Origin of the sequence: Salinivibrio sp. PR919, assembly GCF_001995355.1 — a bacterium.
Taxonomy (GTDB): Bacteria; Pseudomonadota; Gammaproteobacteria; order Enterobacterales; family Vibrionaceae; genus Salinivibrio; species Salinivibrio proteolyticus.
Genome location: NZ_MUFL01000003.1, coordinates 18495 through 38382, shown reverse-complemented (window position 1 = coordinate 38382; position 19888 = coordinate 18495). Strand labels below are relative to the sequence as shown.

At 49.5% G+C, this 19888-nt stretch carries 18 protein-coding genes and 4 tRNA genes; 13 read left to right on the top strand and 9 right to left on the bottom strand.

What is annotated here, in order from left to right; translation table 11 throughout:
- Nucleotides 1–413 precede the first annotated feature (413 nt).
- Complete coding sequence (locus BZG83_RS01010) at nucleotides 414–614, bottom strand: hypothetical protein (RefSeq protein ID WP_046073639.1); 201 nt, start codon at nucleotides 612–614, stop codon at nucleotides 414–416.
- 568 nt (nucleotides 615–1182) lie between these two features.
- On the opposite strand from BZG83_RS01010, the gene BZG83_RS01005 reads away from it, so the two are divergent.
- The 5 genes from BZG83_RS01005 (at nucleotide 1183) to arsJ (ending at nucleotide 5090) form a co-directional block, all read left to right on the top strand.
- Nucleotides 1183–1632 (top strand): helix-turn-helix domain-containing protein, encoded by a 450-nt coding sequence (locus BZG83_RS01005; protein ID WP_077479024.1) that lies wholly within the window; start codon nucleotides 1183–1185, stop codon nucleotides 1630–1632.
- Nucleotides 1632–2201, top strand: a complete 570-nt coding sequence (locus tag BZG83_RS01000) for a PIN domain-containing protein (RefSeq protein WP_077479023.1) — start codon at nucleotides 1632–1634, stop codon at nucleotides 2199–2201. Before BZG83_RS01005 ends, BZG83_RS01000 begins: the two co-directional genes overlap by 1 nt.
- A 225-nt stretch (nucleotides 2202–2426) precedes the next feature.
- On the top strand, nucleotides 2427–2768 hold the full coding sequence (locus tag BZG83_RS00995) for a metalloregulator ArsR/SmtB family transcription factor (RefSeq protein WP_077479022.1): 342 nt from the start codon (nucleotides 2427–2429) through the stop codon (nucleotides 2766–2768).
- Between the two features lie 11 nt (nucleotides 2769–2779).
- Complete coding sequence (locus tag BZG83_RS00990; RefSeq protein ID WP_077479021.1) at nucleotides 2780–3787, top strand: ArsJ-associated glyceraldehyde-3-phosphate dehydrogenase; 1008 nt, start codon at nucleotides 2780–2782, stop codon at nucleotides 3785–3787.
- Between the two features lie 73 nt (nucleotides 3788–3860).
- Complete coding sequence (arsJ, locus tag BZG83_RS00985; protein WP_077479053.1) at nucleotides 3861–5090, top strand: organoarsenical effux MFS transporter ArsJ; 1230 nt, start codon at nucleotides 3861–3863, stop codon at nucleotides 5088–5090.
- Nucleotides 5091–5137: 47 nt separating this feature from the next.
- Here arsJ and BZG83_RS00980 read toward each other — a convergent pair whose 3' ends face one another.
- Nucleotides 5138–7066 carry a methyl-accepting chemotaxis protein gene (locus tag BZG83_RS00980; protein ID WP_077479020.1) on the bottom strand — a complete coding sequence of 643 codons (1929 nt, stop codon included), beginning with the start codon at nucleotides 7064–7066 and terminating at the stop codon, nucleotides 5138–5140.
- A 242-nt stretch (nucleotides 7067–7308) separates the two neighbouring features.
- Here BZG83_RS00980 and BZG83_RS00975 point away from each other — a divergent pair, with 242 nt between their 5' ends.
- Nucleotides 7309–8283 carry a glutathione S-transferase family protein gene (locus BZG83_RS00975; RefSeq protein ID WP_077479019.1) on the top strand — a complete coding sequence of 325 codons (975 nt, stop codon included), beginning with the start codon at nucleotides 7309–7311 and terminating at the stop codon, nucleotides 8281–8283.
- 57 nt (nucleotides 8284–8340) lie between these two features.
- Here the strand turns inward: BZG83_RS00975 and BZG83_RS00970 are convergent.
- The 4 genes from BZG83_RS00970 to BZG83_RS00955 form a co-directional block, all read right to left on the bottom strand.
- A tRNA-Tyr gene (locus BZG83_RS00970) sits at nucleotides 8341–8425 on the bottom strand.
- Nucleotides 8426–8444: 19 nt separating this feature from the next.
- Nucleotides 8445–8529: transfer RNA gene (locus BZG83_RS00965), tRNA-Tyr, on the bottom strand.
- A 22-nt stretch (nucleotides 8530–8551) separates the two neighbouring features.
- Nucleotides 8552–8636: transfer RNA gene (locus BZG83_RS00960), tRNA-Tyr, on the bottom strand.
- A 22-nt stretch (nucleotides 8637–8658) separates the two neighbouring features.
- Nucleotides 8659–8743 (bottom strand) — tRNA-Tyr (locus tag BZG83_RS00955).
- A 356-nt stretch (nucleotides 8744–9099) separates the two neighbouring features.
- On the opposite strand from BZG83_RS00955, the gene BZG83_RS00950 reads away from it, so the two are divergent.
- Complete coding sequence (locus tag BZG83_RS00950) at nucleotides 9100–10221, top strand: efflux RND transporter periplasmic adaptor subunit (protein ID WP_077479018.1); 1122 nt, start codon at nucleotides 9100–9102, stop codon at nucleotides 10219–10221.
- Complete coding sequence (locus tag BZG83_RS00945; protein WP_077479017.1) at nucleotides 10221–13370, top strand: multidrug efflux RND transporter permease subunit; 3150 nt, start codon at nucleotides 10221–10223, stop codon at nucleotides 13368–13370. The genes BZG83_RS00950 and BZG83_RS00945 overlap by 1 nt, the downstream gene beginning before the upstream one ends.
- Before the next feature lie 73 nt (nucleotides 13371–13443).
- On the opposite strand, the gene queC is transcribed toward BZG83_RS00945, so the two are convergent.
- Nucleotides 13444–14139 carry a 7-cyano-7-deazaguanine synthase QueC gene (gene queC / locus BZG83_RS00940; RefSeq protein WP_077479016.1) on the bottom strand — a complete coding sequence of 232 codons (696 nt, stop codon included), beginning with the start codon at nucleotides 14137–14139 and terminating at the stop codon, nucleotides 13444–13446.
- Nucleotides 14140–14320: 181 nt separating this feature from the next.
- Here queC and BZG83_RS00935 point away from each other — a divergent pair, with 181 nt between their 5' ends.
- The gene (locus tag BZG83_RS00935; protein ID WP_077479015.1) at nucleotides 14321–14845 is read left to right on the top strand and encodes an RES family NAD+ phosphorylase; all 525 of its coding nucleotides are present in this window, start codon (nucleotides 14321–14323) and stop codon (nucleotides 14843–14845) included.
- Nucleotides 14846–14847: 2 nt separating this feature from the next.
- Here BZG83_RS00935 and BZG83_RS00930 read toward each other — a convergent pair whose 3' ends face one another.
- A complete protein-coding gene (locus BZG83_RS00930; protein WP_231637397.1) occupies nucleotides 14848–15282 on the bottom strand; it encodes an acyl-CoA thioesterase in 435 nt (144 codons plus the stop codon).
- 244 nt (nucleotides 15283–15526) lie between these two features.
- Between BZG83_RS00930 and dbpA the strand changes: the two genes are divergently transcribed.
- The 4 genes from dbpA to BZG83_RS00910 all read left to right on the top strand — a co-directional run bounded on the left by dbpA (nucleotide 15527) and on the right by BZG83_RS00910 (nucleotide 18705).
- Nucleotides 15527–16909, top strand: coding sequence for an ATP-dependent RNA helicase DbpA (gene dbpA / locus BZG83_RS00925; protein WP_077479052.1), 1383 nt, complete (start codon nucleotides 15527–15529; stop codon nucleotides 16907–16909).
- A 39-nt stretch (nucleotides 16910–16948) separates the two neighbouring features.
- A complete protein-coding gene (locus BZG83_RS00920) occupies nucleotides 16949–17332 on the top strand; it encodes a nuclear transport factor 2 family protein (protein WP_077479014.1) in 384 nt (127 codons plus the stop codon).
- Nucleotides 17325–18128 (top strand): phosphotransferase family protein, encoded by an 804-nt coding sequence (locus BZG83_RS00915; protein ID WP_108743619.1) that lies wholly within the window; start codon nucleotides 17325–17327, stop codon nucleotides 18126–18128. Before BZG83_RS00920 ends, BZG83_RS00915 begins: the two co-directional genes overlap by 8 nt.
- Before the next feature lie 79 nt (nucleotides 18129–18207).
- Nucleotides 18208–18705, top strand: a complete 498-nt coding sequence (locus BZG83_RS00910) for a DUF1003 domain-containing protein (RefSeq protein ID WP_077479012.1) — start codon at nucleotides 18208–18210, stop codon at nucleotides 18703–18705.
- A 42-nt stretch (nucleotides 18706–18747) separates the two neighbouring features.
- On the opposite strand, the gene BZG83_RS00905 is transcribed toward BZG83_RS00910, so the two are convergent.
- Entirely contained in the window at nucleotides 18748–19809 is a 1062-nt protein-coding gene (locus tag BZG83_RS00905; RefSeq protein WP_077479011.1) for a PLP-dependent cysteine synthase family protein, read from the bottom strand.
- Between the last annotated feature and the right edge of the window lie 79 nt (nucleotides 19810–19888).

Sequence of the window (19888 nt, the reverse complement as noted above, 5' to 3'; positions counted from 1 at the left end):
ATGTGCTCATGAGTATTTACTCACAGCGTGACTTGCCTGAGACAACACGAGAAGCTGTCAGGTTGCGGGTCATCAATGGATTTACTATGAACTGGCGGAAGTTAAAACAGGGGTGACGAGGAAGCGCATCGCTGCAGCGGTTCATAAACTTGAGAAGGCCCACGAAGCGATCAGGGAAGTGTATGGGCTTTGAGACTGTCGCCACTTTGTCGCCATGGAAGGACTGAATAATGTTTAAGTGTTTGTTTTTAAATGACTAAAAACCATCAAGAATATTCAAGGAAATGATTTTCACGTGTGAGGCTGCCTTTGTTGTTTTGTTAATAGCAAGACACTTTACCAGCTTCGTTCAATGAACGGAAAGGCGGCCTCTATCTCTGTAGGTTATGGAAACGCGCGATATTGTCTAAGCGTTAGTGCGCAAGAGAGAATTCACCCAAGCATTCACCTTGGCTAAAAATGGCGCCAAGCTCGGTACTGGGATCAAACTGTAGCGTCGGTTGGGATAATGTTGGTAGGCGATGGAGCAAGTGCTTGAGGATAATATCCCCATTAAATTGATGAATCGCGACCTGCCAGTTGGCAAGATTAGGGAGTGAAAAGTTAACTATCAATGGCGTTCCTTACTGTTTTGGTTGTGTTGTTAGCGGTTTTCGTTTGTGTTTGCGCACGGCGTAAATGATACCAGTGACGCAGTCTGCCGTTAGTCGCGGCCATATTTTATCTCCATGAGTTAAATGATTATTGCTCTGCCCCTCAGTGGTTATCCATCATGGGCCACGCAGATGCGTCGGTTTCTTTGGCGTGAACGATCACCATTAATACAGTTATACCCACCAATGAGAGATAGCAAAAGGGCGTTTAACGGGTTATCAATCTAGGAAAAAAGCGAAAGTGGATTACTGCAGAGAGTCTATGCGGGAAATAGCGTGGTCTGTCTCGACTTTGACTTGATGTCTTTTGATGCTCCGTATCTAGAGCTTTGGTCACACTACAGCATTTCTTACGGATGTAAAGGGCTTTTTAGAAACCCGGTGCCTTTATGTTTCGTGTTCGACTCAATCGGCAATGAGCGTTTAAATGGCTTTCGAAAATTTCGAATGTTGACATATTTTCGAATATTTCAGATACTGAACAGTGCATAGGCTTATACAGCCTGAAATCAAAGCTGAGAAAAATACGATGAATATGAAAACACTGCCAAGTGCCGAAGAAATCACACTGGCTAAGCTTAGTAGCCAAGCGTTATCAGCCGTTATAGAAACCAATGGTGAAGCGCAAAAAATTCATGTCGTCGATAAGTCTGGTCAGAGTCATGAAGTCACTATTCCATCAAGTGCACTAAACATGATGATTGAGGTGCTGACGCAATTAGGCCATGGTAACTCAGTGAGTATTACCCCTATCCATGCTGAGCTTACCACGCAAGAAGGGGCTGATATGCTCAATATGTCTCGTCCGACATTTATCAAACTGCTTGATGCTAATGAGATCCCATATAGTCGTAAAGGTAACCGTAGGAAGGTGGCCTATGCCGATTTGATGGCGTATAAGAATCGCTTAGAAGAGAAACGGCTAGCAGCACTTGCTGAACTATCAGCATTAGATCAAGAAATGGATATGGGGTATTGATGACATCCTATACAGTAATTTTAGACGCATGTGTTATGTACCCCGCGCCACTTCGCAGCTATCTAATGTATTTGTCCAACACGGGGTTATTTAGAGCACGATGGACAGAACAAATACATGATGAATGGATCAGAAATCTTCTCAAAAATAATCCAGATATCGACCCAGAGCGATTAGAGAGAACCAAACAGTTGATGAATGCGCATGTTCCTGACTGCTTGATTGAAGGATATGAGCCATTAATAGACGGGTTAACGTTACCTGATGTAGATGATAGACATGTCGTTGCCGCTGCTATCAAAGGTCAAGCGGAGTCTATCATCACCTTTAATCTCAAAGACTTCCCTTCAAAATTACTCGATCCGCTTGGCCTATCGGTAATCCATCCTGATGAGTTTCTCTGTGATATGTTTGAGCTAGACAGCAGTGCTTGCGTGAGAGCTGCTCAGCAACAAAAACGCGCCCTGAAAAACCCTCCCATGACTTCAGATGACTTTTTAGCCTGTTTGCAACGGCAAAAACTGCCTAGCTTTGTCTCAAAGCTAAGAAGCTTCAGCTGCATGCTTTAGTCGAGTTCGTTCATCAATATTAAGCGTCAGTGCTTGTCTAGCGTTATACCTATCACGTGCTCGTGTTGATTGCATTGGTGAATGTCGCGCTAAGGATGAAGCGACGCTATACGATTTAACATGAAGCTTTTATGAACTCCTGTCTGTCAGGGTTGCGTGCATGCTTAGATTTTATAATATACGCATATGCATATATACAGTTAATGAAGTGTAGTGAGAGAGCCTATGTTGCCTCATCAGTTTTTCAAATTATTGGCCGATGAAACACGTGTGCGGTGTTTACTGCTTATTGCCCGTGAAGGGCAGTTATGTGTGTGCGAACTGACTGAAGCGCTAGATACCTCGCAGCCAAAGATTTCACGCCACTTGGCGCAATTGCGTGCCAGCGGGGTGTTGGTTGATACGCGCCAAGGGCAGTGGGTGTTTTATCGTTTAGCTGCCGATTTACCCGGCTGGATGCGCAAACAAATTCAAGGGCTGGTGGACTCCAACTGCCTAAAAGACACTTATCAAGAAGATCTCACGCGGCTTGCCAAGATGGCGTCTCGCCCCACCTGCTGCGTGTAAGGGAGAAAGCAATGACAATTAAAATCGGGATCAATGGGTTTGGCCGTATCGGCCGTTTGGCACTGCGGGCTGCGTTTGACTGGCCAGAGCTCGAATTTGTCCACATTAATGATGTGGCGGGAGATACGGAAACACTGGCGCATTTGCTGGAGTTTGATTCGGTACAAGGGCGTTGGCATCACGCGGTGAGTGCAGAAGGAAACCGCGTGCAGATTAACGGTCACTCACTGACGACAAGCCAAGAAAAAGCGATTGATGCAGTCGATTGGTCAGGCTGCGATGTGGTGATTGAGGCAACGGGAAAACACCGTGACGCGGATTTGCTGCAAAAATACTTGGACCAAGGCGTAAAGCGTGTGGTTGTCTCTGCGCCAGTCAAAGATGAGCGAGTGGCGAATATTGTGGTGGGAGTGAATGACGCGATATTTGATCCGAGTAAACATCGAATCGTTACCGCAGCGTCGTGTACCACGAACTGCTTGGCTCCGATTGTGAAAGTGATCCATGAAAAACTGGGAATTGCGCAGTCGACCTTCACCACCATTCATGATTTAACCAATACTCAAACGATTTTAGATGCGCCGCATAAAGACTTACGTCGTGCCCGCGCGTGCGGCATGAGCTTGATCCCGACCACCACAGGATCGGCGACAGCCATCGTGGAAATTTTCCCGGATCTAAAAGGTAAGATTAATGGCCATGCGGTGCGTGTGCCACTCGCCAATGCGTCGCTAACGGATGTGATCTTTGACGTGGAAACCGATACCACTGCTGATGAGGTGAACGCCCTGTTGCAAGAGGCCGCGGATGGCGAGCTCAACGGCATTCTTGGCTTTGAGGCGCGTCCTTTAGTCTCGATTGATTACCGTGGCGATCAGCGCTCCACGATTGTCGATGGTTTATCCACCATGGTGGTGGGTAAGCGTATGGTCAAAATCTATGCGTGGTATGACAACGAAATGGGGTATGCCACGCGCACCGCTGAGTTGGTGCGCAACGTCGGCCGCGTTGATCAGTAATCGCTTTTTTATAGGGTAGCGATGCGTGCCCCGTACCGCATCGCCCTTTTTTGTATGTGAATCGATGACCACTATGTTTGCTCAATTAAGCCAATCCGTGCGCCAGTATATGCTGGTCACCTTTAACTATTGGAATTTCACCATCACCGACGGTGCACTGCGGATGCTGGTGGTGCTGTATTTTTATGAGCTGGGCTACGGCACGTTAGAAATCGCCTCGCTGTTTTTGTTTTACGAATTCTTCGGCGTGGTCACCAACCTTATCGGTGGATGGCTCGGTGCGCGTTTAGGCCTTAATCGCACCATGAATATTGGCCTTGGTATGCAAATTGTGGCGCTCGCCATGTTAGCGGTGCCAGCCGTTTGGCTCACCATTCCCTGGGTGATGACAGCTCAAGCCTTGTCTGGGATTGCGAAAGATCTGAATAAAATGAGTGCCAAAAGCGCGATTAAAACCTTGGTGCCTGACAACGCAGAGGGGGCGCTGTTTAAGTGGATTGCGATCTTGACCGGCTCGAAGAATGCACTCAAAGGTGTGGGCTTTTTTGTCGGTGGCGCATTGCTTTCTCTGATTGGCTTTCAGTACGCGGTGGCGGCGATGGCTGGCGTCTTGAGCCTCGTGTTTATCGGCAGTGTGGTGTCGCTCAATGCGGAGTTGGGAAAAGCCAAAAGTAAGCCCAAGTTTTCGGAAATTTTTTCTAAGTCTCGTAGTGTGAATATCCTCTCAGCGGCACGGATGTTCCTTTTCGGCGCGCGAGATGTGTGGTTTGTGGTGGCGTTGCCAATTTATCTTGGCACCACATTTGGTTGGAGCCACAGTGCGGTGGGCGGCTTTCTTGCCCTTTGGGTGATCGCTTACGGCATGGTGCAAGGGATTGCGCCGAAAATCACTGGGCGCCAAGCTGGCCATTCGCCGGGCAGTAAGGCGGCGCTCGGTTGGTCATGTTTACTGGCGGTGGTAACTGGCATCATTGCTTACGCAATTGGCGAACAGTGGCATCCGCAAGGGGTGATTATCGTCGGGCTTATGGTGTTCGGAGCGATCTTTGCGATTAACTCTTCACTGCATTCTTACTTGATTGTCAGCTACGCCAAAGGCGACGGCGTGTCGCTGGATGTGGGGTTCTATTATATGGCAAACGCCATGGGACGCTTAATTGGTACTGTGTTATCCGGTTGGGTGTTCCAAGTGTGGGGGCTGGCGGCATGCCTTTGGGTGTCGTTTGGATTTCTCACCGTAACCACGGTCATTTCGCTGTGGTTACCGAACCGTCAACCACAGCCTCTGCAGCCTTCGTCATAAGCGCAGAATGAGATAAATGCCACCCAGCAGGCTGGGTGGCAATTCGGTTACCATTTAAACACGGTACTGAGGCGACGCAGCTCTTCGCCGACGGATGCCAAGTCTTGGCTGGCCACCGAGGTCTGCTCGGAGGCTTGCGAGGTTTGGTCGGCCACATCTTGAATGGTATTCATGCGTTGGCTGACATCTTCCGCCGCGTGCCCTTGCTCTTTGACGGCTTGTGCGATTTGGGTGTTCATTTCCGTGATATTGCTAATTTCTGCTGAAATAGACTCAAGGGCTTCACGAACTTGTTCGGTTTGCTCGACCACTTCTTCGACTTGTTGCTTACTTTTCACCATTTCACTCACGGCGGATTCGGCACCTGCTTTAAGGGTCTCGATCATTTTTTCAATCTCGACGGTCGATTCTTGGGTTTTCTGTGCCAGTGAACGGACTTCGTCGGCCACTACCGCAAAGCCACGACCTTGCTCACCCGCGCGGGCGGCTTCGATGGCGGCATTGAGTGCGAGTAAGTTGGTTTGATCCGAAATTCCTTTGATCACATCCAAGATAGACGCGATGTTTTCACTGTCGTCTTTCACCGTGTTAATGACCGACTCGGACTGTCCAATGGCTTCCGCTAAGGTCGAAATACCGGCGACTGTGGTGCTCACTAACGCGTTACCGCGTTGCGCTTGATCGTTCGCCTGATGGGCGGAGTCCGAGGTTGCCTCGGCTTTATGCGCCACTTCTTGTGCCGAGGCGCTCATTTGTGTTGCTGCTGCGGCCACTTGTTCAATGTCCTGTTTCTGCGTCTTCACGCCGTGGGAGGTTTCGTTGGTCAGCGAAGATAATTCCTCTGACGAGTTGGCGATGCGGGTAATGTTGTCCGACAAATCGCCAATCATGGTTTTTAGACGGGTCGACATGGTGGAAATGGATCCGAGCAGCTCACCAATTTCATCTTTCCTGTCGGTCGCAATGTTGACGCTTAAATCGCCATTGGCGATTTGTTGGCTGGCTGCCACTGCGCGCTGTAAGGGTGGCACGATCATGGCAGTCATCAGCCAAGAGACACCGATACCGATTACAACTGCGGCGACGGCTAGCACGACATTACTAACCAGTAAACTTTGCTCATTTTCAGAGAGCTCTTGTTTGCCTATATCACGGCCTTTCTCGGCGAGATCTTCCACGGCTCTCGCTTTGGTTAACATGGTGTCGTTAATTGTTTGGCTTTGTTGATATGTGCTGACGTAGGTTTGGAATGCGTTGCGATAGGACGCGATGCCTTGTCGAACGGCTGACTTGTCTATTTCATCCGGAAGGGTATCGATCAACTTGTCCATGTCGACCAAGGTTTTATTGACGGCATCCATGAACTGCGTATCGTTCGAAAGAAGAAAATTCTTCTCGGCGCGACGAGATTCGAGCATCCATTTAATTAAGCGATTTGCTTCATCGGCAATTTTCAAAGTATCGATGACCACTTCCGGCGCGCGCCCTTGGGCAAGATAACGGTTGACGCGATCCTTTTGTGTTTGGCGAATGTCTATCAGCGCTTGCTCAACCCGCCGAGCCTGATCGCGCATCCCTGTTTCCGCTTGCGCGAGCTTATCAAACTGCGCCACATACTGATCCATCGCCGCTTGGTAGGCTTTATTTTCAGTCATGATTTGCGAAAGCAGTGTGAGGATTTCTTGCTCATTGACTTTGGCGGTTGTGGTGGTTACTTGCTGATTGATGGTGTCAGTAAGTTGTTTGATTTCATCCACGTAGCTGTTATCGCGACGTAAAATATAATTCTTTTCGGTAATCCGCACTTCTTTTATGTATTTAACAATTCGATTGAGATCATCGGCAGCCGAGACATCATCATTCAGCTCATCCACACCTGTGACAGCGTTCAGCGTCACTAATGCAGTTAATAACACCAAAATACCAAATGCGATCATGAGCTTAAGCCGCACTTTAAGGTTATACATCCATTTCATTGGGCGCCTATTCAGTTAAGATCGGACCTATTTAATATAGTGGAATTTTACTAACTGGCATGTTTTCAGTCTGACAGGTCACTATGGTGCGTGCTATGGCTTATGATTTTTCGGTGGCCTCGTACTCCTTTCATTCTGCGACGATCAGCCACTTGAACAGCTTTTTCGAATAACTCCAACAAGTTGAATGGCCGACTTTCTCGTTGTGGCTTTTTATACTGCAAAGAGAAAAAGGAGGACGTATGGGAAAWCTGATCGATGGTGTGTGGCACGATGTGTGGTATGACACCCAATCATCCGGCGGCCGATTTATCCGTGAAGACGCAGGGTTTCGTCATTGGATAACGCCTGATGGTGATTCAGAGTCCAGCGGGAGCGCGGGCTTTAAAGCAGAATCAGGACGTTATCATCTCTATGTCTCTTTGGCATGCCCGTGGGCGCATCGCACCCTGATTATGCGTCATTTGAAAGGGCTTGAGCCTCATATTGCTGTCACTGTGGTGGCGCCTGAGATGCTAGAACATGGCTGGACGTTTTCGAAGCCAGAGCCCTTATATGGGTTTGACTACGCGCACCAGTTGTATACCAAAGCCAAACCTGACTACACCGGACGGGTCACTGTGCCAATTTTATGGGACAAGCAAACCGAGACGATTGTCAGTAATGAATCCGCCGACATTATTCGAATGTTCAATTCGGCGTTTAATGGTATTACGGGCAATCATGACGATTATTACCCAGAAAACCTACGTGCGGCGATTGATCAGTGGAATGAATTTGTTTACCCCAATGTAAACAATGGCGTGTACAAATGTGGCTTTGCCACCGAGCAAGCGGCCTATGAAGACGCTTTTGATAAGTTATTTACTGCCTTGACGGTGTTGGATGATCATTTAAGTCGCAACCGTTATCTTGCCGGAAACCAGATCACAGAAGCCGATTGGCGTTTGTTCACCACCCTGATTCGTTTTGATCCTGTCTACGTGGGCCACTTTAAATGTAACAAGCAACGTATTGCCGATTACTGCAATTTGTTTTGCTACATGAAAGAGCTGTTTCAAGTGCCAGGGGTGGCTGAGACCGTCGATATGCAGCACATCAAAACCCATTACTATTACAGCCACGGGAATATCAATCCAACCCGAATTGTACCGAAAGGACCGGAGCAAGATTTATGGTCGCCGCATGGGCGAGCATCACTAACATGCGGGAAATAATAGGGCTGCTAACGACACAACAACGAAAAAGGGCCAGCAGATGCTGGCCCTTAAAGATGGTGGTGGAGGAAGGATTCGAACCTTCGAAGGCTGAGCCGTCAGATTTACAGTCTGATCCCTTTGACCGCTCGGGAACTCCACCGGAGTCTTACTTTGTAAAGTGGTGGTGGGAGAAGGATTCGAACCTTCGAAGGCTGAGCCGTCAGATTTACAGTCTGATCCCTTTGACCGCTCGGGAATCCCACCACGGGGTATTGCTTTGTAAAAGTGGTGGTGGAGGAAGGATTCGAACCTTCGAAGGCTGAGCCGTCAGATTTACAGTCTGATCCCTTTGACCGCTCGGGAACTCCACCACGGAGTATTGCTTGGTAAAAATGGTGGTGGGAGAAGGATTCGAACCTTCGAAGGCTGAGCCGTCAGATTTACAGTCTGATCCCTTTGACCGCTCGGGAATCCCACCACGCGAACGGGGCGAATATTATCAAACCGATTGGTGCTGTAAAGGATTTTCTTGATCCCGTGTAGCGGTTGATGTTTTTTTCAACGCTTTACGGTGTTTTTGACCGCCAACATCGAATTTTATGCGTTTTTTGAAACCGTTGCTTATTGCCGCAGTCTCATGCCCAGTCTCGATGATGCGTGGGTAGGTCACAACCCATATATCGCAGAAAGATCAATCATAAAGCAATTATGAGTTCTGATCGAATCTCATATTTCAATGTAATAAGTATAAAAAATAGCGTCTTTACAATTCTTTAAGGACAAAAAGAAGCAGATCAGTACACTGGTGCTATTCAAATTATGAGGTGTGATGCAATGAAAAAAGGGATGCTAGTGGGCGCCGTGATATTGGGCGGCGTTGCGTTCTGGTTATGGAATGGGTCGGGGCCCACGAACGAAGATATCGTAGCCTCAGCACCGGGGGCACGATCTGTGGATGTGATGACGGCGGAAGTGGAAACCAAACCGATTGCGCCGTCGTTGTCATTGGTGGGCAATGTTAAAGCCCATCAGCAGATTGATATTGAATCAGAAGTCTCGGCGCGCATTGAAACTGTGCATGTAAAACCGGGCGAGACGGTTGAAAAAGGGGCGCCTTTGGTGACCTTTAATCGCGCCAAAGCTCAAGCCGCGGTGCTGGAGGCGTCGGCTTACCTCAATGATGAGCAGCGCAAGCTAAAGGAGTACACCAAGCTGGCGCAACGTGGTGCCTTAACACAAACCGAGTTGGATGCGCAGCAAGCCAGTGTCAATATTGCCAAGGCCCGTTTGCAATCGGCGCAATCTGATCTAGATGATCATCGTTTAATCGCGCCTTTTTCTGGTCGCATTGGTTTGTTTGATTTAAGCGTCGGCCAGCGCGTGGATGTGGGCGAAACTCTTTTTAGTCTCGACAACCTGTCACGCATGAACCTCGATATTCAGGTGCCAGAGCAATACATCGGACTGCTTTATCCCAATATGCCAGTGGCCGTCACGTCGCAAGCCTATCCCGATGAGGCCTTTACCGGCACGGTGAGTGTGGTGGACTCTCGGGTAGATAAAGACGCGTTATCGGTCAGTGTTCGCGTTGCGCTGGATAACCCTGAACGCCAATTGCAGCCCGGTATGCTGATGGAGGCGAAACTGACTTTGCCTGAGCAATACGCGGTGATAGTGCCTGTACAAGCTCTGCAGTATTCCGGTACGCGCCGCTATGTCTTCCGCGTTGATAACGAAGGCATTGCCCATCGTACCGAAATTACCCTTGGCGCGCGGATTGATAATCAGGTAGTGGTGAGTAAAGGACTCGAGCCGGGTCAGCACATTGTGGTGCAAGGTTTAGTGAACATGCGTGATGGGGCGCAAGTCTCGGTATTAAATGCGGAAGCGCGTAAAAACCAAGCTGATGATCAAAGCCGTGTGACTGAGACCGTTTCTGAGACGGAGGCCAGCTAATGTGGTTGTCTGATGTCTCGGTAAAACGGCCAGTGATGGCGATCGTATTGAGTTTGCTGTTATGTGTCTTTGGCGCGGTTTCTTTCTCGACCTTATCAGTGCGTGAAATGCCTGATATCGATAGCCCGGTGGTGAGTATTTACACCGGCTATTCTGGCGCCTCGGCCAGCATTATGGAAAGCCAAGTCACGCAGTTGATTGAAGATGAGCTTTCTGGCATCAGTGGCATTGAAGAGATCACCTCGGTCAGCCGCAATGGCTCATCACGGATCACGGTGGAATTTAAACTCGATCACCCGCTGACCGAGGGGGTGAGTGATGTGCGTGATGCCGTGGCGCGCGCGCAAGGGGGATTGCCTGATGATGCCAACGATCCGATTGTGTACAAAGACAACGGCACTGGCGAAGCGGCGGTCTATATTAACTTAGCCTCGTCAGAGATGGACCGTAACCAACTGACGGAATATGCCCAACGTACGTTGGAAGATAGATTCAGCTTGATCTCTGGGGTGAGCTCGGTCGATTTATACGGCGCGCTGTATAAAGTGATGTATGTGAAGCTGGATCCTACCCAAATGGCGGGGCACGGTGTCACCACCCAAGATATTCTTGACGCATTGCGGGATGAAAACTTAGAAAGTCCGGGCGGGGAAATCCGCAATGACGTGATGACCATGCCGGTACGTAGCGATCGTTTATATCGTGACGCAGAGGACTTTAAACAACTGGTGGTACGCACCACGGCGAACGGCACTGCGATTTATTTGTCGGATGTCGCGGAGGTGGCAATTGGTTCACGTAATGAAGATGCCACCTATAAAAACAATGGTATTAATAATTTAAGTTTGGCGCTGATCCCACAATCCGATGCCAATCCGCTCGATATATCCGCACGGGCGCATAAACTTGTCGATGAGATGCAGGCCTTCCTGCCCGAAGGTACACGTCTTTGGGTGGATTACGATACCACGGTATTTATTGATCGCTCGATTGAGGAAGTGTATAGCACGCTATTTATTACTGGGGCGCTGGTGGTATTAGTGTTGTATATCTTTATTGGCCAAGCGCGCGCCACCTTGATCCCAGCAGTGACTGTGCCGGTATCCTTGATTTCCGCCTTTATCGTTGCCTCAGCAATGGGCTTTTCGATTAACCTATTGACTTTAATGGCGCTCATTCTCGCGATTGGTCTGGTGGTGGATGATGCCATTGTGGTGGTCGAAAATATCTTCCACCACTTACAACAAGGCGATCCACCCTTGGTGGCCGCTTACCGTGGTGCACGGGAAGTGGGCTTTGCGGTGATCGCCACCACCGCGGTGTTGGTGATGGTGTTTCTCCCCATTACCTATATGGATGGCATGATTGGTAAGTTGTTCACCGAGTTTGCCGTGATGCTTGCTGTCACCGTGCTCTGTTCGTCCTTAATAGCGTTAACGCTCACGCCGGTGCTTGGTAGTAAATTACTGCGCTTAAATGTGGCATCTACTCCCGTGAACCGCGTGATCACCCGTGGGTTTGATGTGCTTGAAAGTTACTATCGCCGAGTGCTGGCACATGTCCTGCGTTGGCGTTGGGTGGCTCCGGTAGTAATTCTGCTTTGTATTGGTGGCAGTGGCGTGCTGATGCAGCACTTACCGTCGCAATTAGTGCCACAAGAAGATCGCGGGGTGCTGCTGGCGTTTGTCCGTGGTGCGGAAGGCACGGCGTACAACCGTATGGTGGGCAATATCGAGCAAATTGAGCAGCGTTTAATGCCCTTGGTCGAGGCGGGTACTCTGAGCTCGGTTAGCTTACAAACACCAGCGTTTGGTGGCCGAGCTGGGGATCAAACAGGCTTTGTGATCATGCTATTGCCGGATTGGGATGAGCGCGATCGCTCCGCACAAGATATCTTGGCGGAAGTCCGGCAGGTGTTAAATGGTGTGCCAGATGTGCAAGTGTTCCCGTTTGCGCCTGGCTTTGGGGGCGGTAGTTCAGAGCCCGTGCAGTTTGTGTTAAGTGGTCCAGACTATCCTGAACTTCATCGCTGGGCGGAAAAATTGGGCGAAATGGGCCGCGAGGCAGGCATGATTGACAGCCCTGATTATGACTACAACCAAAACACCCCTGAGTTGGTGGTCAAAGTAGACCGTCGTCGCGCCTCAGAACTTGGGATTTCGGTGCGGGATGTCTCCGATACCTTAGAGGTGATGCTCGGTGGCCGGGCCCAGACCAGCTATGTGGATCGTGGTGAAGAATACGATGTGTATGTACGCGGCGATGAAAAGGCCTTTAGCAGCAAAGGGGATCTCAGTCGTATTTATATGCGCAGCCGCAGCGGCAAGTTGGTCTCGCTCGATGCAGTGAGCACGGTGGAAGAAACAGCATCCGCGCAGCGCTTGAGCCATACCAACAAGCAAAAGTCGATCACCTTATCGGCGCATTTAGGCGATGATGTGACACTGGGTCAAGCACTCGATTATCTGGATCAAATCGCGGCTGAGAACTTGCCGGCCGATATCTCGGTGGGCTATTCAGGGGAGTCGAAAGATTTTCGTGACAACCAAACCAGTGTGCTGGTGGTGTTCGGTTTAGCGCTCTTGGTGTCTTACTTGGTGTTAGCGGCGCAATTTGAAAGCTTTATTAACCCCTTGGTGGTGATGTTGACGGTGCCCATGGGGATGCTAGGCGGCTTTTTAGGCCTGTGGCTGACCAACCAAGGGATCAATATCTACAGTCAAATTGGTTTGATTATGCTGATTGGGATGGTGACGAAAAACGGTATCTTGATCGTGGAGTTTGCTAACCAACTGCGTGACCGTGGCATTGCATTTGAAAAAGCGATTATCGATGCGTCAGTCCGTCGCTTGCGACCGATTCTGATGACGGCGTTTACCACCTTGGCAGGGATGATCCCACTGATCCTCTCCACTGGCGCGGGGGCGGAAAGTCGTATTGCGGTTGGGACAGTGATCTTCACCGGCATGGCCTTTGCGACCTTTGTTACCTTGCTGGTGATCCCTGCGATGTATCGCTTACTCTCCATTCATACTCACTCGCCTGAGTATGTGGCGCAGCAATTGGATAAAGCGCTCGCGGTGGAAACTGTGCATCGGGCCAGTCATGGTGAGTTTGATACCCATCCGCATGATGAGCCGCATAAATAACCGCTGTTGTATTCTCGATACAAAAACCGCCTCTTCATAATGAGGCGGTTTTTTATTTCTTGTCGCTGCGCTATTACGCGTTTTCGGCTTGTTTGCGTTGCAGCGCGGCTTGTACGTCTGCTTGGTTGGCGAGGTACTCATCTAAGCCACGCTGACGCAAGTGACAGGCTGGACACTCGCCACAGCCAGTGCCTTTAATGCCGTTATAACAGGTTAGGGTGTGGTCGCGTACAAAATCGAGGGCGTGATACTGGTCGGCCAGTGCCCAAGTCTCGGCTTTATTCAGCCACATCAGTGGTGTGACTAAGGCGAGTTTTCTATCCATGCCTTGCTCAAGGGCTTGCTGCATTGATTGAATAAAATCGTTACGACAATCTGGGTAGCCAGAAAAGTCAGTTTCGCAGACACCGGTGATCACCGCCTCAGCGCCAATTTGATAGGCGTAAATGCCCGCCAAAGTCAAAAACAAGATATTACGACCCGGCACAAAGGAATTGGGCAGGCCGTTTTCGTTCAGTGCATTGGAAACAGGAATATTGTCGCGTGTGAGCGAGCTAATCGCCAATTCATTGAGCAAACCAACATCCAGTACCTTGTGCGCACTGACGTTGCGGTTTGCAGCAATCTCACGGGCAACATCAATTTCTTGCTTGTGGCGCTGGTTATAGTCGAAAGTGAGGCAATGCACTTCGTCGTATTCTGCCTGCGCTTGAATCAAACAGGTGGTTGAATCCTGTCCTCCGCTAAATACCACAACGGCTTTTTTCATTGGTTTGTCCTTTGGCGGTGCTACTTACCCAGTGTTACACAGAGCACGGATGGTACCCCTGTGCGGTATCGACAGCAAGCCAGATGCGATGATGCAATCCGTTAGTCGGCACGCAATTTGCGTCCTCTTTGTTTGCTAAGCTACGCCTTGATGGTTGATTTATAAAGGACATTCACAAGTTATGGACGTACTTGAACCGCAAGCAATCCCCCRCCTGTGCCGCACACCTATCTCGGGTATTTTTGTCAGAGTATGTCACCCTGAGCATATCGACGCTGCCTTGATGCGAGAAAGTAAATACAGACCGAACGGTCGGTATAATCGTCAGGGTGAAAGTGCGCTGTATTTAACCGAGAGTGCAGAGAGTGCGCGCGTAGCCATGCAAAAGTACGCCAGCCAGATCACAACGCCACGCGTGCTTGTGCGGTATCAGGTTGACCCCTGTGAGCTGGTAGATTTGCGTCATCCTGAACTCCAGCAATACAAAATCTTATCCAGCGTTGATTGGCAAGCGGCCTTAGCAAAAGGCGAATCACCATCCAGTTGGTTGGTGGCCGATACGCTGAGAAGTGGTAATGAAATTGGCTTGATTGACCCGTCGCGAAAAGATCCCAGCACTTGGCATATCACCTTGTTTCGCTGGAACGCCCCAGGCGCGCCGTCTGTAACCAGAGTGGGCGAGCCTGAAGAGGTTAGTTTGGAATAAAGTTACTGTTTCGCCACAAAAGCTTTTAACCCTTCGAGCGTCTCGGCTGGGATAGGGCAGCTTTTACCGGTTTTAAAATCGCAATAGACAATCAAGGCCTCGCCCTCGGCCACACAGCGTTCTTGATTGTGACTGTAGATTTCATACTTCATCGCATAGCGCTTTTCTTGAATATCCTCGACCCAAGCGACGGTGGTGATGGTATCTGGATACACCAAAGGGGCGCGATAATCGCAGCGAGTTGAGGCGACCACGGGGCCTACATGCAGCCGTTTGGCTAGCTCGAATACTTCCAGTTTTTCAAGCATCACCACACGCACATCTTCAAAATAGCGAAAGTACACGGTGTTATTGATGTGTTGCAGGGCATCCATGTCGTTCCAGACAATCGCCTGCGTATGAGAGAGCGGGTAGTTTTCTACTGGGATATTTGCCACAAGACAATCCTCCTTAATTGTGTGTCTTGATTGCACACCAAGCACAATGACAAGACAAGCCGCGCAAAGGTAAATACGGAGCTTGGTCTAACAATTACGCAACAAAATACATGAGGCGACAAAGCGGTTATCAAGAGTGTGGCGCTAATTGGTTAATGTGGCAGCAATCAGACTCTGGTATGATACGCCCCCTTTTTGGCCGTGCTTGGGCGCGGCATGATTTACTTTTGCTGTGGATACGACTTTGACTGATACCGCTTTTTCCTCGCTCGCGTTACCTGCTGATTTACTCGATAACTTGGCAACCTTGGGTTATACGCAGATGACGCCCATTCAGGCGCAGAGTTTACCGTCTGTGCTCAGTGGCAAAGACATTATTGCCCAAGCTAAAACTGGCTCGGGGAAAACGGCGGCATTTAGCTTAGGTGTGTTAGCCAAACTGAACGTAAAACGCTTTCGCGTGCAATCTTTGGTGCTGTGTCCAACCCGTGAGCTGGCCGAGCAAGTGGCGGTTGAGATGCGTAAGTTGGCGCGTGGTCGCCATAATGTCAAAGCGCTGACGCTGTGTGGCGGTGTATCGATTGGCCCACAAATTGGCTCATTGGAGCATGGTGCACACATTATTGTCGGCACTCCAGGGCGTGTGGATGACCATTTACGCAAAGGCACCTTGCGCCTTGATGATGTTGAGACCTTGGTGTTGGATGAAGCCGATCAGATGCTGGATATGGGCTTCCAAGATACCTTGGATGCTATCATTGCGCGTGTTCCAGCTCATCGCCAAACCTTGTTATTTAGCGCCACTTTCCCGCGCTCGATCAATGCGATTRCCCAGCGAGTGCTGAGCCACCCTGTCTCCGTTAAAGTGGATGAGGTGCAAACGCAAAGTACAATCTCGCAACACGTTTATAAAGTCGATGACAATAAGCAACGTTATCAAGCGTTAAAGCTACTGTTATTGCACTTTCAGCCGCAAAGCTGCGTGGTGTTCTGTACGACCAAAGCTCAAACACAACAAGTTTGCGATAACCTAGAAGATGATGGTTTTAGCGCCGTTGCCTTGCATGGCGATATTGAACAGCGTGGCCGTGAGCGCACCTTGGTAAAATTTGCCAACAAAAGTGCGTCTGTGCTGGTGGCCACTGATGTGGCCGCGCGCGGCTTAGACATTGATGACATGGATATGGTGATCAACTATCAACTCGCCCACGATCCACAAACTCATGTACACCGTGTCGGCCGTACCGGTCGCGCTGGCAAAAAAGGGGTGGCGTGTTCGTTATATAACGATGCCGAGCACTATAAATTGGCGATGATTGGCGATCAATATGATCGTGATTTTCTCCCCGAAGCCCTGCCGCCGCAAGATTTGCTCGACACTGCGCCTTACCAGCCTGAAATGGCAACCTTGATGATTGACTCAGGTAAAAAACAAAAAGTACGCGCGGGTGATATTTTGGGCGCGCTGACGGGCCAAGCGGGCATTGATGGTAAGCAGGTCGGCAAAATCAATGTACTCGACAATGTGGCGTTTATTGCCGTGTCACAATCTTGCGTTAAAGCTGCATTGCGTAAGCTCAATGATGGAAAAGTGAAAGGCCGCACCATCCGCGCCCGCCGGATTTAGTTTGTAAGGACRTATCAAAGACATAACCAAGGAATAAGCATGACGAACAAGGATGTTGTTCTCGCGTTTTGGGAAGCCATGCAACGAAATGACTTCTCAAAAGCGAGTGAGTACTTCAGTGATGACTATCAATGCTTCTGGCCTCAGTCAGGAGAATTGATCGTTGGGCGCGATGACTTTGTCGCACTAAACACGGCCTATCCTGCAAATGGTCTATGGACATTCTCCGTTTACTCTTGTATTGCTGAAGGCGATAGGGTGGTGACAGATGTTGGAGTGACTGATGGTGTTGTTAACGATCGAGTAATTACTTTTCATACACTGAAGGCTGGTCGTATCGCGTATCAACAAGAGTTTTGGCCTGACGACATGCCAGCACCTGAATGGCGATCCAACTGGGTGAGGTGTGTTGGCAATGAATAGACAAAACCTAGCTCAAATGGGGGAGGCGTCGGTCTGCCGTTCAACGTATCAGGGTCGGGCTTGTATCACCAAAACTCATGCAACCTCAGTTGAGCGGGACTTTTACCTATCCGTTGCGCCTTATATCAACGAAGTCGGTGTGAACACGCCAGCCTTGTTCGAGGTGAGTGAGACGACTCTCTGTATGGAATGGATTCCACATGCGGTTTCRATAGAAGAACTTGCGCAAGATACCAATACGTTTGAGCAATTAGCTCGCCTACATGGTATCGAGCTACCTATCCAGCCACACTTCAAACACCACCAATGGTCTTTACCGCAAACACAATTCGCGCTTGAACAGCTCAGCTTGACTCCCGAGCTTGAAAGTATGCTGTATCAGTTACAACATCACAGCGATGTATTGTTCACGCCCCGTTGTGTACTCTCTGGTGATACTAATCCGGGCAACTGGGGAAGACGTGAAGACGGTACATTAGTGCTGTTTGATTGGGAGCGCTTTGGGCAAGGTTCACCAGTGATTGATTTAGCACCTTTGGTCGCGGGAATGGGAGATAAAACAGCCTATCAAGCGATAATCGCGCTCTACAAAGCAGCAATTCCAAGTGTGGATAGTCATTCACTGTTTGTTGAGCTTGTCTTGGCAAAAGCATGGATAGTTGTAGAAGTCGTTAACCTATTGACCCAGCGTGGCACACCCAATCGCGACCGCTATTTTAATTGGTATAATTCAGTCTTACCGCAGTGGTTGCCTCAGGCTTTCGGGTGGGCATCACTTGCGGAGTCCCTACGYTAATCTACTCTATTTCAATCGCTTAATGATAAGCGCTGCATCATACCCCGTTGGTATTGTGCGTGTTGGCATGGAGTCATAGATGAAAAAATATTTTGAGAACTTAGCCAAAGCTTTGCTCGGCCAGCCATTTGGTAGCCTTAGTTCGGGAGAACAAAAAGTTATTGAAAGCATTGCCAATAACACCGCAGTGTCTGAGAACGTCAACAAGTCCTTCCACGAAAGTTTGACCACTGGGCAAATGGTGGCGGACAAAATTGCCTCATTTGGTGGCTCTTGGTCATTTATCGGGCTTTTCTTCGCATTCATCATTGGCTGGATTGTCGTGAATACGGCTTGGTTAGTGGGAGACGCGTCATTCGATCCCTATCCCTTTATTTTACTGAACCTTGGGTTATCCAGTCTGGCGGCTTTCCAAGCGCCGATCATCATGATGTCGCAAAACCGCCAAGCGGCAAAAGACAGGATGGAGCAAAAAGCCACCTACGAGATCAATCTAAAACTCGAGCTTGAACTAATGCGCCTGCACGACAAATTTGATGCCTTGCAGGCCGATGTCCGTCGAGGCGAGCGAGAATAATTCACTCGCCTTTTTGTGAACCTAGTTGGAGACGATGACGCGTTACCCCAACACCGTCTGCAAATCATGGGTCGCTTGGTCGAGATCCCCAATGTGCTCGCGTACCCAATCAGGGTTGTAATAGGTGTCTAGGTAGCGCTCGCCGCTGTCACACAGCAAGGTGACAATAGAGCCTTTCTCGCCGTTGGCGCGCATTTCATTTGCTAACATCAAGACGCCGTACAGGTTGGTACCGGTAGACGCGCCGGCTTTGCGGCCAAGCTGGCTTTCTAGCCAGTGAATGGTGGCGATACTGTGAGTGTCCGGCACTGTGGTCATTCTATCAATCACGCCGGGAATAAAGCTGGGCTCGACACGTGGCCGTCCAATCCCTTCAATGCGGCTGCTTTTATCGGTGGTTAATGCACTGTCGCCAGTGAGGTAGTAATCGTGAAACACCGAATGCTCAGCATCGGCCACCATCAGCTGAGTCGGTTGACAACGATAACGAATGTAGCGGCCAATGGTCGCTGAGGTGCCACCGGTGCCCGGGCTCATCACAATCCAGCTAGGGATCGGAAAGCGCTCGTACTGCATTTGATCAAAAATGCGGTTGGCAATGTTGTTATTGCTACGCCAGTCGGTCGCTCGCTCGGCATAGGTAAACTGGTCCATGTAATGGCCATTGAGCTCCTTAGCAAGGCGACGAGACTCGGCATAGATCTGATCTGACCGCTCGACAAAGTGCGCTTCACCGCCATAAAAACGGATTTGCTCAATCTTCTTACACGCGGTGTTTTTGGGCACTACGGCAATAAAACGTAAGCCAAGCAGACGGGCAAAATACGCTTCGGAAATGGCAGTACTGCCTGACGAGCTTTCAATGATGGTGGTGTGCTCATCAATCCAACCATTACACAAGCCGTACAAAAACAAAGAACGCGCCAAGCGGTGCTTCAAGCTACCGGTTGGATGGGTGCTTTCGTCTTTCAGATAAATATCAATGTCTGTAAAGCTAGGGAGATCGAGCTTAATTAAATGGGTATCTGCAGAGCGTTTAAAGTCGGCTTCAATCAGGCGAATCGCGTTACCGACCCAAGTATGGCAAGGATGTGAGGTTGTCATCATGCGTCTCCGAATGCGTAATTAGCACCAGTTTACGTAAAGTGTGGGATAAAAACCTTGCTATTTTTGCTCTATAATG

Bases quoted from the DNA above. Each gene is read 5' to 3' on its own strand.
- BZG83_RS01005 (WP_077479024.1), top strand. From the start codon at position 1,183: ATGAATATGAAAACACTGCCAAGTGCCGAAGAAATCACACTGGCTAAG.
- BZG83_RS01000 (WP_077479023.1), top strand. From the start codon at position 1,632: ATGACATCCTATACAGTAATTTTAGACGCATGTGTTATGTACCCCGCG.
- BZG83_RS00995 (WP_077479022.1), top strand. From the start codon at position 2,427: ATGTTGCCTCATCAGTTTTTCAAATTATTGGCCGATGAAACACGTGTG.
- BZG83_RS00990 (WP_077479021.1), top strand. From the start codon at position 2,780: ATGACAATTAAAATCGGGATCAATGGGTTTGGCCGTATCGGCCGTTTG.
- arsJ (WP_077479053.1), top strand. From the start codon at position 3,861: ATGTTTGCTCAATTAAGCCAATCCGTGCGCCAGTATATGCTGGTCACC.
- BZG83_RS00980 (WP_077479020.1), bottom strand. From the start codon at position 7,066: ATGAAATGGATGTATAACCTTAAAGTGCGGCTTAAGCTCATGATCGCA.
- BZG83_RS00950 (WP_077479018.1), top strand. From the start codon at position 9,100: ATGAAAAAAGGGATGCTAGTGGGCGCCGTGATATTGGGCGGCGTTGCG.
- BZG83_RS00945 (WP_077479017.1), top strand. From the start codon at position 10,221: ATGTGGTTGTCTGATGTCTCGGTAAAACGGCCAGTGATGGCGATCGTA.
- queC (WP_077479016.1), bottom strand. From the start codon at position 14,139: ATGAAAAAAGCCGTTGTGGTATTTAGCGGAGGACAGGATTCAACCACC.
- BZG83_RS00920 (WP_077479014.1), top strand. From the start codon at position 16,949: ATGACGAACAAGGATGTTGTTCTCGCGTTTTGGGAAGCCATGCAACGA.
- BZG83_RS00910 (WP_077479012.1), top strand. From the start codon at position 18,208: ATGAAAAAATATTTTGAGAACTTAGCCAAAGCTTTGCTCGGCCAGCCA.
- BZG83_RS00905 (WP_077479011.1), bottom strand. From the start codon at position 19,809: ATGACAACCTCACATCCTTGCCATACTTGGGTCGGTAACGCGATTCGC.